Raw genomic sequence first — 11,806 nt, 5'->3', positions numbered from 1 at the left:
ACCGCCTATGACGCGCATTTTATCCTAAACGGAGTCCTGCTTTTCCGCTTTGCGGCGGGGGGCGGCACTGCTATATGGCGCGCATGAGCACCAATCCGACGACTCCGCTGTCCCACATCCGCAATTTCTCGATCGTGGCCCACATCGACCACGGCAAATCGACGCTTGCCGACCGCCTGATCCAGACGACCGGCGGCCTCGCCGAGCGCGAAATGTCCGAGCAGGTGCTGGACAACATGGACATCGAGCGCGAGCGCGGCATCACCATCAAAGCGCAAACCGTGCGCCTGCACTACAAGGCGGATGACGGCGAGACCTACATCCTGAACCTGATCGACACCCCCGGACACGTCGACTTCGCCTACGAAGTCTCACGCTCGCTCTCGGCCTGCGAAGGCTCGCTGCTAGTCGTTGACGCGTCCCAGGGCGTGGAGGCGCAGACGCTTGCCAATGTCTACCAGGCGATCGACAACAACCACGAGCTCGTCACCGTCCTCAACAAGATCGACCTACCGGCGGCAGAACCTGAGCGCATCAAGGAGCAGATCGAGGAAGTGATCGGCATCGACGCTTCCGACGCGGTACTGATTTCTGCCAAGACCGGTCTCGGCATTCCGGCTGTGCTGGAAGCGATCGTCCACAAGCTGCCGGCACCGAAGAGCCCGGGCGGCGAAAAGGCGCCGCTGAAGGCACTGCTCGTCGATAGCTGGTACGACGCCTATCTCGGCGTCATGGTTCTGGTGCGCGTCATCGATGGCGTACTGACCAAGGGCCAGACAATTCGCATGATGGGCACCGATGCCAAGTATCAGGTGGAGCGCGTCGGCGTGCTGACGCCGAAGATGGTCAATGTGGATTCTCTCGGTCCTGGCGAGATCGGTTTTATCACCGGCAGCATCAAGGAAGTGGCCGACACCCGCGTCGGCGATACGATCACCGAGGACAAGCGGCCGACGGCGGAAGCGCTGCCGGGCTTCAAGCCGGCCCAGCCCGTCGTCTTCTGCGGCCTCTTTCCGGTCGATGCTGCCGATTTCGAAGATCTGCGCGCCGCGATGGGCAAGCTGCGCCTCAACGACGCCTCCTTCTCCTTCGAGATGGAATCTTCCGCAGCCCTCGGCTTCGGCTTCCGCTGCGGCTTCCTCGGATTGCTTCATCTCGAAATCATCCAGGAACGCCTGGAACGCGAATTCGACCTCGACCTCATCGCAACCGCGCCTTCCGTCGTCTACAAGATGTACATGACCGACGGTACGGAGCGCGAGCTGCACAATCCGGCCGACATGCCGGATGTCGTGAAAATCGCCGAAATCCACGAACCCTGGATCAGAGCCACGATCCTGACGCCGGACGATTATCTCGGCGGCATCCTGAAGCTCTGCCAGGACCGGCGTGGCATCCAGATCGAACTTACCTATGTCGGCACGCGCGCAATGCTGACTTACGATCTGCCGCTCAATGAAGTTGTCTTCGATTTCTACGACCGGCTGAAGTCGATTTCGAAGGGCTACGCCTCCTTCGACTATGCGTTGACCGACCACCGCGAAGGAAACCTCGTGAAGATGTCGATCCTCGTCAACGGCGAACCGGTCGACGCGCTGTCGATGATGGTGCACCGGACGGCGGCTGAAAAGCGCGGCCGCGACATGTGCGAGAAGCTCAAGGAGCTGATCCCGAAGCACATGTTCAAGATCCCGATCCAGGCCGCGATCGGCGGCAACGTGATTGCCCGCGAAACCATCTCAGCGCTGCGCAAAGACGTGACCGCCAAGTGCTACGGCGGCGACGCCACCCGCAAGCGCAAGCTGCTCGACAAGCAGAAGGCCGGCAAGAAGCGCATGCGCCAGTTCGGCAAGGTAGAAATCCCACAGGAGGCGTTCATCGCGGCGCTGAAGATGGGCGACGAGTAAATCCTTTTCGCTTCCGAAGTTATGCGCAATTTTCTGCGCATAACTTCGGAGGACTATCGCCATGCGCCGGCCTGTCTGAAAAGACTTGAATCTGTCTCTCGATGCTCAGATCGTCGCCTCCGCACGCCAACTCAATGTCAACATCTCCCGCGCCGCCGAAGACGGCATCGCCCGCGCGATCATAGCCGAGCGCGAACGCCTGCGGCGACTGGAGAATGCGGAGGCGATAGCCGAAGCAGACGCTTACGTTGAAAGGCACGGGCTACCGTTTGTGAAGAACGGCAAATTTGATGGCCGGACTTCGAAGGCTCATCCCCGCGCCACATACTCCTTCACCAGCCCCTCATAAGCATTCATTTCCGGCAGCGTTTCATAGCTATATACCGCGCCGGTTTCGGCGAATGACAGCTTCTCCCTCGTCCAAGTCTCGATGAACGGTGTGAACCAAGTTGTATCATCCAGCATGGTGGCACGCAGGTTGAGGAACCAGTCCATGCCCTCGGGCCGCGTAAACATCCAACTCATGCAATGCGGACAGAAATAGTGCCTTGTTACGCCATGCAGGCCGCCGATCACGGGTTCGCCCCGGGTCACTTCGAAGCTTTCCGCCGGAATCGCGGCGCTCAACGAATAGGCGCTGGACGACATTTTCTGGCAGCCGGTGCAATGGCACGCCATGGTGAGCAGCGGCTTTGCGCTGATCTTGAGCCTGACTCGGCCACAACGGCAGCCACCTTCCCATGGCAGGTTCTCATTGCTCATCGGCCTATCCTCCGTGTTCGCCCCTAATTTAGCGTCATCCGACGTCAATCAAGGCCACGGCCGATATGCATCGCAATCACTTATGGATTCGCGCCGGATTGCCGACGACCGTCGCACCGCTCGGCACATCTTTCGTCACAACCGCGCCTGCGCCGACGATTGCGCCGTCCCCGATCGACACGCCGCCCAGAATGGTAGCGCCGCCGCCGATCCAGACATCCTCCCCGATCGAAACCGGCCGCGCCATCTCGATCCCGGCTTTGCGAAGAGCCGCATCCTTGTGATGTTCCGCACAATATATATGCACGCCCGGCCCCAGCATGGACCGCTCGCCGATTACCACCGTTCCCGAATCGAGGATGGTACAGCCGGCATTGAGGTAGACGCGACTGCCGAGGGCTATGTTCACACCATAGGAGCAATGAAACGGCGCCTCGATGAAAGCGTCGGCAGGCGCCTTCGCAAGCAGCACCGCCAGCGCCGGTGCCATATTGCCGCGTTCGTCCGGCGGCATCGTGTTGTGCTGGTGAACGGCCTTGCGCGCCAGCCGGCGCAGCCCCTCGAGCTCGTCATCAAGGCAGCAATACCACTCGCAAGCCGCCATCTTTTCCCGCTCACTCATCTGCCTCTCCCGGTGCTGAACGCCTATTAAGCGGACCGTGCCGCGCAGCACCACAGCTAACTTCGTGACATGAACATGCGATGGCCTCCCCGCGCAAGCCGGACGTTGCGAAGCGGCCACGAAGGCCTTAAATCGAAGCATTGAAAGGAATCCGCCGATGACTGAAAAAGCCCGTGTGACGATCCTCTACTGCACCCAATGCAACTGGCTGCTGCGCGCCGGCTGGATGGCGCAGGAATTGCTGCACACCTTTTCGGACAGCCTCGCCGAAGTGGCGCTCATTCCTGGTACGGGCGGCAATTTCGAGATTCGCGTCAACGACGACCTCATCTGGGAGCGCAAACGCGACGGCGGTTTCCCGGGGCCGAAGGAACTCAAGCAGCGGGTGCGGGACATCATCGAACCCGGCCGCGATCTCGGCCATGCCGACCGCGTTTCGCTCGAGAGCTGACCCTCAGTCGAAGGGCGAATTGCAGGTCTTGTAGATGCCCTCGTAGGTCACAAAACGATCGGTCCTCGGATTGTAGGTCCGGTACTGATTTCGGCACCATTCGACATGCATTCCCTTTGCTGGCGGACGTATCCGGCGGATTGGCGGCGGATCATAGGAAAGCTGTCGCCTGGGCTGGGCGCGCGGCTGGTAATAGGTCGGCCCTCTCGCTTCCGGCGGACGATAGTTCGGCTGGATATAGGCAGGGCGGTGCCACTGCTGCGGCCCGAAGCCGAAGCAACCGCGATAATCGCAGTAGGTCGATTGCACATTGATGATCGCCGGATTGCGCTGTTGCAGCGGCGCGAGCGGAGGCGCGGCACTGGCCGCAAGCGGCACGAAGCCGATGACGGAGCCGAAGATGATCGTTCGAAGAGCAGACATCACTGAGTCCTTTCTGCTGCTGCAGATATAGAACACCCGCCGCCGCATGGCATCCACCACAAGACCGAAAGCCGTTCAGTTCGGCGTGATCGCCCCGTTCCGGCGTCTTCGGGAGGCATATTCGCTCTTTTTTCCAGCCTGTCAGGAAAACTTCAAAAAGCCAGTTGACAGCAAAGAGCCACCCCCTTACATGGCTCTCCGTCGCCCAGATGGCGGAATTGGTAGACGCGCCAGCTTCAGGTGCTGGTACCCGAAAGGGTGTGGAGGTTCGAGTCCTCTTCTGGGCACCATTCCCTTACAAAGATAGCAGAAGAGCCGATGCCAACGGCCGTGGTCTCGTGACCTCGCTGTCTTACCACTTCAGATATCGCGATCCAATCAGCGCGCCGATGGCTGTCACTGCCGCGATTGCCGTGGTGTACCAGACTGCAAGAAACAGCGGGCTGTCGTCCGTGCAGTGCAAGGCGTAAAGCGCTGCCGCTATACCGCCGGCGGCAAGGCCTGCTGCGGCACCGGCAAGGCTTGGGCGTTCCGCAGCGCCGTTTTTCAGCGCCCAGAGGAAACCCGCAAGCGGCGCGAACGACAGGACCGGTATGAAGAACAGGCAGAAGCGTGCGTTGCGGCCGAGCATCGCCGTTTCCCATGCATCCTGCGGAATGGCCGACAATTCGGCCGCGGTGCCCGCTGCGAGAAGGATCAGCGGCACGAACAGCGCCAGGCTTGAAAGCCCCAGCGGCACGCCTGGACGGCCTATGCGTAAGACAAGCCCGCAAGCGGTGACGGCGAGCGTCAGGGTCAGGACCATCTTGAAGAGCACGCGTGCCGTTTCGATCGCGCTTGCCATGTCGTGACGGATACCGACTGCCGACAGAAGCAACGTTGCAGAGACTGCGACGCCGATCAGCAGCGCGCCCAGGAGCAACGGGCCGAGCCGCGCGCGGATGGGGCCGTCTTGTGCCAGGAGGCTGATCAGGTCATCGGTCTTCACTCGTCTCACTCCGGTACAAGGCGGCCAGCGACTTCAACGCCCGGTGCAGCGCGACGCGCACCGCACCTTCGCTCATTTTCAGCCTTTCGGCCGTTTCGCGAACAGCTGCTCCCTCGATCGAAATCGAGCGCACGATGTCACGCTGCGGATCCTTCAGGCGATTCAACATATGTTCGGCGTCGAGCCGATCCAAATTGCCCGCCTGTTCTTCCGCTTCGAGCGTTGTCATCACGTCGTCGATCGGCACATCGATGTGACGGCCGCGCCGGCGCAGGATGTCTATCAGCTTATTGCGCACGATCGTCGACAGCCAAGGGCCGATCGGGCGAGCCGGATCCCAGGTTCCGCGCTTCAGGTGAACAGCAAGCAGCACCTCCTGCACGACATCCTCCGCCTCGCCTGCCGGCGCGCCAAACTGATCGCAGCGCCTGCGGGCCATGGCGCGCAGATGAGGGGTCACAGCGCAAAGAAAGCGGTGATAGGCCTGCGCATCGCCACCCATGGCGCTACGCATCCAGCCTCCCCATTCCTCTTCCCGCGCTGAGTATTTCACCCGCATCATCCTCTACGAGAGGGCACACAACTTTGTTACCGCGCGTTCGAAATTATTTCACGGTAGCGGGCGAGCCTTTGTTCTCAGGCGTTTTCCCCTGCAATCGCGAAGACGGCAAGCCGGGACCGGCAAGAAAATCGCGAGAAGCGCTGTAATATTCCGTCGGCTCCCTCCGTAGCCCGCAATGCAAGCCAATCACGGCCCGCCATTCTTGTGGAGATGAACAATGAAAAACGGCATCGTTACGCTGGCTCGCACAGGGCTCGCTCGCTGCGGCGCTTGCCACTGTTGCCGCTCCTGCCGCTTCGGCCGCGGACAACAAGGAAAGTGCTACGGCGTTTCCATGAATGGCCCGAACGGCTGCGCAGCCGGACCGGGGACCACGTGCGCCGGCACGCCTGGCCGCGCCTCCATCGACGACTTCATCGCGCGGAATTTTTCCCGCACGGCATGAAGCGTCAGCGCACGGGCTGATAGTGGCCTCTTGCAGGCACTTGCGTTCCTTGGCTCACGTAACCGTCGCGGTCGCATACATAGACGGTGGTCGGCATGCCGCCGGAGCGGAAGATCCAGTCCCCACTGCGCCTGATGCCGCGCGTTTCGGTGCGGCAGACATATTGTTCCTCATCCTTCTTGTCGGGCTGAGACTTGACGCCGGGGAGATCGGGATAGGGATAGAGCGGCTGAGCGGCTGCTTTGCCCGCCCGGCTCCAATCCGTCGCAAGAGCCGGCTCGGCGATCAGGCCGCTGACAGCAGAAAGGGCAGCGAGCAACATCGGCAGGGATCGCATATCGGTGACCTTTCATTGCAGGACGGGCTCCAGCGACATTCGTCTTCAAATTTAGGAAGCAGCCAAGCAGCCATCAAGCGGTAGACCGGGCACGACAAATTGATTTCGAAGCCCTTTACCGCTAGGCCTCCCGGCGGAAATAGCCCCGAATGACCGGATGCCCAAAGAGGCTTGCGAGGATCGCAAATGCCGCGCCGGCGGCAAAGCCGGTGAAGAGCCCGCCGATAACGCCGGCGATCAAAAGAATCTTCTTGCCGGGACCGTCCGGTTTCGTTGGCGGTTCAGCTTCTGAAATGACGCGGATGTTGCTCTGCGGAAGGTTCTGCTCCTCGGTCGTCTGGCTGGAGCGCTTCAGGACGGTCTCGTAAATTTCTCTGGCGGCCGTCGCCTTGCGCTGCAGTTCGTTGAGTTCGACCTGCTTGTCGGATGTGGTCGCCTGCAGCGCCTTTTGAATGTTCAGTTCCTTGGCAATCGCCTCCTCGGCCTTTGTCGCCTGCTCATAATCGGCGCGCGCCGAAGTCACCATGCGCTGCAATTCGCCCTTGATCTCGCCCGAAATGCTCTGCAGTGACGAGCGGGCGGCCTGCAGTCGCGGATGACGAGCGCCCATCTGGCTCTCGAGGCTGCCGACGGCTGCGGCCTGAGTGGCAAATTGCTGTCGAAGGCTCGCGAGCGACGAGTTCACAGAATTGCCGTCCGTTCGGCTATTGGCGACGACATCCTCGAAGCTCATGTTCGCGGCCGCATCCGCGCGGGCCTTGGCCTGAATTGTCTTTTCCTGCGCAGTCAGCAGCAGCGTATTCAGCGAGGCAAGGCGCTGGTCGGAAATCAGATTGCCCTCCGTCGCTGCCATATCGTTGTCGGCGCGGAAGGTTTCGACGGCCTGCTCGGCCTCCTGCACTTTCTGGCGCAGATCGGTCAAACGAACATCGAGCGTCGCCGTGGTATTTTCGTATAGACCTGTCGAGGCACTGCTTTCCTCCTGCATGAACGAGGTCACGACCTGGTTTGCAAGCTTGGCGGATTTCTCCGGATTGTTCGTCACGGCCGTCAACGATACGACATAGGTGCTGCTCTGGCGGGTGATCGTAAGCGACTTCTGCAGGGCACTGACTACAGCCGCGTCGTCACTCCGGCCGCCGTTGAATTCCGGATCCTGCGCAAGCTTCATGGTATCGGCAACCCGGCGCAGCACATTGCCGGACATCAGGATCTGCACCTGGCTGTCGATCATCGACGAAATCATCTCCGGCGAGATCGTCGATGATTGTGTCGCCGGATCAGCAAGGCCGATCTGGCGCGGATCGAAATAAAGGCTGGTGCTTGCGGTGAATTTCTGCGGCAGAAACGGCAGCAGTGCTCCGCCCGCCAAAGCGCCGAGCGCGGCCAGTCCGAGGACAATCAGCCTTCTGTTCCAGATCGCAAAGATGACCGATCGCATATCAACAAGCGGCGCGTCAGGATCGACGGAAACCGGCGCTGCGCGGACAACGGCACGCTCCGACTGCGACGGCAAAGGCTCTGTCTGGCGTAAATCCTTTTCGGGAGGGGTGGGCGACGGCGGCGCCTCCGGCTCGGGAAAGGGTTTTGCGAAATCACCAGGCCTCAGGACAGGCGCGCGCGCGGGAGAGCTTTCCGGCGCGGTTGGCGCAGGCTCGTAGCTTCGCCAGCTAGGCAGCCGACTAACTCTGTTCCTGTCAAATTGGCTCATAAACACACTCGTGACCCGCCGACGCAGATCTTTGGCGGAGGTAGACCGACTTTAGAAATCCTTAGCTAACGGAGCGTTAAGATACCCTACCCGATATTGCCGGAACATGGCAGAACTCCTGAAAGCGAGATCGATGAAAGCCGCGTTATCGCCCTGGCGCCGCATGCTGACGATAGCCGCGGCAGCAATGCTGCCGTGGCACGCCGGCCTTGCTGAAGCCGCGGGTCCCTGCTTTCGTGGCATCAATCTTTCCGGTGCGGAATTCGGCAATCCGGGTGGAGAGATTTTCAAGGATTATGCCTACCCCTCCGAAGAGACGATCGGCTACTTCAAAGAGAAGGGGATGAATATCGTTCGCTTGCCGTTCTTGTGGGAGCGGCTGCAGCCCGAACTCGGGCAGGCACTGAACGACGCCGAGCTCCAGCGCATCAAGGATACGGTGGCCCTTTTGCGCAAACATGAGATGACTGCCATTCTCGATCCGCACAATTATGCCCAGTACAAGAAAACGCAGGTCGGGACACCGCCGGCGACGACCCTGGCATTTGCAGATTTCTGGACTCGGCTTGCTTCCGAATTTGCCAATCAGGACGACGTGATTTTCGGGCTCATGAACGAACCCCACGACATTGCCAGCGACAAATGGCTGAGCGCCGCCAATGCGGCGTTCCGCGGCATCCGGGCGGTCGGCGCCAACAATCTCGTCCTCGTGCCGGGCACGAAGTGGACGGGCGCCCATTCCTGGCAGTCCGATGGCCCAGGCGGGCCAAACGGCAAGGTGATGCTCGGCGTCAAGGATCCGCGCAAGAACTTTGCCTACGAGGTTCACCAGTATTTCGACAGCGATTCTTCCGGTACGCATGACGAATGCTCCGGCAATGAGAACGCCAGGAATGCCATCATCCGCATGTCCGATTGGGCACGCGAGCACGGCACCAGGGTGCTGCTAGGCGAATTCGGCGTTTCGCAAGCACCGGAATGCGTCGCCGGCTTGAAGACGGTTCTGGATACGATGCAGGAGAACGGCGACGTCTGGCTTGGCTGGACCTATTGGGTGGCCGGTGACTGGTGGCCGGCGAGCGAGCCCTTGAACGTAGAGCCCCACGACGGCCATGAGCGAAAGCAGATCGCGGTGCTGGAAGCCGCCGCCAAGGCGCCTTCTCCTGCCGAAGACGCGTGCCGGACAATGGGCAGGTAGCGGCGATGGAACAGCGAGATGCAACAACGAAGGAACCGATCGACTACGGCATCCTGGCCGTCGGCGTGCTGTCGGTCACCTATAATTGCCTTCTCGCCTTCATCAACCACAACATCACGCCGCTTGCGTCGTCGCACGTCGCCCTCAGCGAGATCCTGCTGCTGATCTATAGTTTTGGCTTCCTTTTAAAGAGGGGCCTTTACGAAGAAGACCTCGCTCCGCTTGGCTATTTGCTGGCGACGATCTTTCTCACCGTCTATGTGATCGCGGTCAACCGCGCAGGCTATATCGACCACCTGCGCAACGTGCTGATCATCTTCGCTTTCGTCATCATGGGCCGATGGACGAACGAACGAACGCTGAAGCTGATTTTCAAGATATGCAGCGTTGTGGTGCTGGCGGTGCTGATCTGCGAGATCGTCTCGGTGCAAGCCTATGTGGCCCTGTTCCATCCGGCTGAATATTTCGAAAACACCCGTGGCGTGCCCCGCGCCACCTATAGTGACATCGGGCTCTTTCGCGGCGCGCTCGGGTTCCCATCCCGCTTTTCCTTCGGGATTATCGATCACCGGTCCTCATCGATCTTCCTGGAGCAGGTGTCACTTGCCAATTTCTGCGGCGTGCTGGTCATCTATCTCGTCAGCTTTTCCAATCGCCTGAGATTGTTCGACCGGCTGCTCTTCGTCTTCACCGTCATGCTGATCCTCATTACCAACGACACGCGTACGATGCTGATTTTCAGCATGGCCTGCCTCGGCGGCTATTTTATCTTTCCGTGGATTCCGAAGATCTGCGATCTCTTGATGATGCCGATGATTATCGTCATGGGCTTCGTCATTTATGCATTCCGTCCCGATGCCCATGAAGACGACTTCGTCGGCCGCATCAGCGGCACAATCCGGAACATCATCGCAATGGATATCCCGGCGGCGCTCGGCCTTGAACTCGAGAAAGCCACGACTTTCGTCGATAGCGGCTACGTCTACATAACCTATGGCGCGACGATCTTCGGCCTCATCCTCTTCTGGCTGTTCGTCTCCTTTTTCCCGGCAGGCGAGACGCCGAACCAGAAGCGTCTTGCGCATTCGCTATCGCTCTTCATGTTCCTGAACCTGATGATCGGCTCCACGGCGATCTTCTCCATGAAGACGGCCGGCCTCGTCTGGCTGCTCGTCGGCTTCCTGAAGGTCAACGAGGGCGTGCGCGGGAAACGCGCTGCCGGTAAAGTAGGCATGTCGGTTTCTGCCTGAACGGCTGCGCGGCGGGGATACGCGACGGCGCAGGCGGAACGGACTCTCGCTATGACTTCCGTAAGTTGGAGCGTAACGAACGGATGCAAGAGCCTGCAAGTCCTTGACAGCTTCTCTTGCAAATTGTTGCACGAATGAGAGCTTCGCCTATGCGGCGTAGCTGCTTTGATCTAAGCAGACCTGTCGGCTATTGCCGTGAGAGGGAAGAGGGCCATGACGCATTATGTACTGACCGTATCGTGCCAATCGACGCGCGGCATCGTAGCGGCGATTGCGAATTATCTCGCCGATCAGGGCTGCAACATCGTCGACAGCTCGCAGTTCGACGACCTCGACACCGGCAAGTTCTTCACCCGCGTCAGCTTCATTTCCGAGGAGGGCGTTGCACTGCCGGCGCTGAAGGAAGGCTTCAAGCCTATCGCCGAGAAATTCGGCATGGAGGCTGAAATCCACGATGGGGACAGCCGCATGAAGGTGCTCTTGATGGTCTCCCGCTTCGGCCACTGTTTGAACGACCTGCTCTATCGCTGGAAAATCGGCGCCCTGCCGATCGATATCGTCGGCGTCGTCTCCAACCACTTCGACTATCAGAAGGTCGTGGTCAACCACGACATTCCCTTCCATCACATCAAGGTCACCAAGGAGAACAAGCCGCAGGCCGAAGCCCAGCTGCTTGAGCTCGTCGACCAGACCGGCACGGAACTGATCGTGCTCGCCCGCTATATGCAGGTGCTTTCCGATGCAATGTGCCGCAAGATGTCCGGCCGGATCATCAACATCCACCATTCCTTCCTGCCGTCCTTCAAGGGCGCCAACCCCTACAAGCAGGCCTACGAGCGCGGCGTAAAGCTAATCGGCGCCACGGCGCACTACGTGACCGCCGATCTCGACGAAGGTCCGATCATCGAGCAGGATACGGCGCGCATCACCCATGCCCAGAGTGCCGAGGACTATGTCTCGATCGGCCGCGACGTCGAAAGCCAGGTGCTGGCGCGCGCCATCCATGCCCATATCCATCGCCGCGTCTTCCTGAACGGCAACCGCACCATCGTCTTCCCGGCAAGCCCAGGAAGCTACGCCTCCGAACGTATGGGTTGAAACAACTCGAAAGGGTAGTAGTAAGCGCTTGCCCATGACATGCATTCGATTA

Annotated in this window: 12 protein-coding genes, 1 tRNA gene and 2 pseudogenes; 8 read left to right on the top strand and 7 right to left on the bottom strand. The window is 60.1% G+C overall.

Translation table 11 applies throughout. The features are described from left to right. Window positions 1-74: 74 nt before the first annotated feature. Complete coding sequence (gene lepA, locus QA644_RS20595; RefSeq protein ID WP_022713345.1) at window positions 75-1,907, top strand: translation elongation factor 4; 1,833 nt, start codon at window positions 75-77, stop codon at window positions 1,905-1,907. Between the two features lie 85 nt (window positions 1,908-1,992). After that, window positions 1,993-2,196 (top strand): annotated as a pseudogene (locus tag QA644_RS20590) (type II toxin-antitoxin system CcdA family antitoxin); the annotation flags it as partial. 20 nt (window positions 2,197-2,216) lie between these two features. On the opposite strand, the gene QA644_RS20585 reads toward QA644_RS20590, so the two are convergent. Both QA644_RS20585 and QA644_RS20580 read right to left on the bottom strand, forming a co-directional pair. Further along, window positions 2,217-2,669, bottom strand: coding sequence for a GFA family protein (locus tag QA644_RS20585; protein WP_283070335.1), 453 nt, complete (start codon window positions 2,667-2,669; stop codon window positions 2,217-2,219). A 76-nt stretch (window positions 2,670-2,745) separates the two neighbouring features. Further along, window positions 2,746-3,291: a sugar O-acetyltransferase gene (locus tag QA644_RS20580; protein WP_239596046.1), complete on the bottom strand. Its 546-nt coding sequence runs from the start codon at window positions 3,289-3,291 to the stop codon at window positions 2,746-2,748. A 157-nt stretch (window positions 3,292-3,448) separates the two neighbouring features. Between QA644_RS20580 and QA644_RS20575 the strand changes: the two genes are divergently transcribed. Next, on the top strand, window positions 3,449-3,742 hold the full coding sequence (locus QA644_RS20575; protein ID WP_039843593.1) for a SelT/SelW/SelH family protein: 294 nt from the start codon (window positions 3,449-3,451) through the stop codon (window positions 3,740-3,742). Between the two features lie 3 nt (window positions 3,743-3,745). Here QA644_RS20575 and QA644_RS20570 read toward each other — a convergent pair whose 3' ends face one another. Beyond that, window positions 3,746-4,165: a BA14K family protein gene (locus QA644_RS20570; RefSeq protein WP_194728676.1), complete on the bottom strand. Its 420-nt coding sequence runs from the start codon at window positions 4,163-4,165 to the stop codon at window positions 3,746-3,748. Window positions 4,166-4,368: 203 nt separating this feature from the next. Between QA644_RS20570 and QA644_RS20565 the strand changes: the two genes are divergently transcribed. Further along, window positions 4,369-4,455: transfer RNA gene (locus QA644_RS20565), tRNA-Leu, on the top strand. A 62-nt stretch (window positions 4,456-4,517) separates the two neighbouring features. Here QA644_RS20565 and QA644_RS20560 read toward each other — a convergent pair. After that, window positions 4,518-5,153: a DUF1109 domain-containing protein gene (locus QA644_RS20560; RefSeq protein ID WP_283070332.1), complete on the bottom strand. Its 636-nt coding sequence runs from the start codon at window positions 5,151-5,153 to the stop codon at window positions 4,518-4,520. Continuing rightward, window positions 5,140-5,706: a sigma-70 family RNA polymerase sigma factor gene (locus tag QA644_RS20555; RefSeq protein ID WP_283070330.1), complete on the bottom strand. Its 567-nt coding sequence runs from the start codon at window positions 5,704-5,706 to the stop codon at window positions 5,140-5,142. Before QA644_RS20555 ends, QA644_RS20560 begins: the two co-directional genes overlap by 14 nt. A 260-nt stretch (window positions 5,707-5,966) precedes the next feature. Between QA644_RS20555 and QA644_RS20550 the strand changes: the two are divergent. Further along, window positions 5,967-6,103: pseudogene (locus tag QA644_RS20550) on the top strand (DUF2282 domain-containing protein); the annotation flags it as partial. Window positions 6,104-6,164: 61 nt separating this feature from the next. Here QA644_RS20550 and QA644_RS20545 read toward each other — a convergent pair. Together QA644_RS20545 and QA644_RS20540 are read right to left on the bottom strand one after the other, a co-directional pair. After that, window positions 6,165-6,497: a hypothetical protein gene (locus QA644_RS20545; protein ID WP_074066294.1), complete on the bottom strand. Its 333-nt coding sequence runs from the start codon at window positions 6,495-6,497 to the stop codon at window positions 6,165-6,167. A gap of 121 nt (window positions 6,498-6,618) precedes the next feature. Beyond that, the gene (locus QA644_RS20540) at window positions 6,619-8,208 is read right to left on the bottom strand and encodes a GumC family protein (protein ID WP_283070329.1); all 1,590 of its coding nucleotides are present in this window, start codon (window positions 8,206-8,208) and stop codon (window positions 6,619-6,621) included. 133 nt (window positions 8,209-8,341) lie between these two features. Between QA644_RS20540 and QA644_RS20535 the strand changes: the two genes are divergently transcribed. The 3 genes from QA644_RS20535 (at window position 8,342) to purU (ending at window position 11,754) form a co-directional block, all read left to right on the top strand. After that, window positions 8,342-9,406 (top strand): glycoside hydrolase family 5 protein, encoded by a 1,065-nt coding sequence (locus QA644_RS20535; protein WP_283070327.1) that lies wholly within the window; start codon window positions 8,342-8,344, stop codon window positions 9,404-9,406. 5 nt (window positions 9,407-9,411) lie between these two features. Next, a complete protein-coding gene (locus QA644_RS20530; RefSeq protein WP_283070326.1) occupies window positions 9,412-10,656 on the top strand; it encodes a hypothetical protein in 1,245 nt (414 codons plus the stop codon). Between the two features lie 213 nt (window positions 10,657-10,869). Next, window positions 10,870-11,754, top strand: coding sequence for a formyltetrahydrofolate deformylase (gene purU / locus QA644_RS20525; protein WP_074066290.1), 885 nt, complete (start codon window positions 10,870-10,872; stop codon window positions 11,752-11,754). Window positions 11,755-11,806 lie beyond the last annotated feature (52 nt).

The sequence above is a fragment of the Rhizobium sp. CC1099 genome, assembly GCF_029714385.1.
Classification (GTDB): Bacteria; Pseudomonadota; Alphaproteobacteria; order Rhizobiales; family Rhizobiaceae; genus Rhizobium.
Note: the sequence above shows the minus strand (reverse complement) of the source record. Positions and strands in the feature narration are given on the sequence as shown.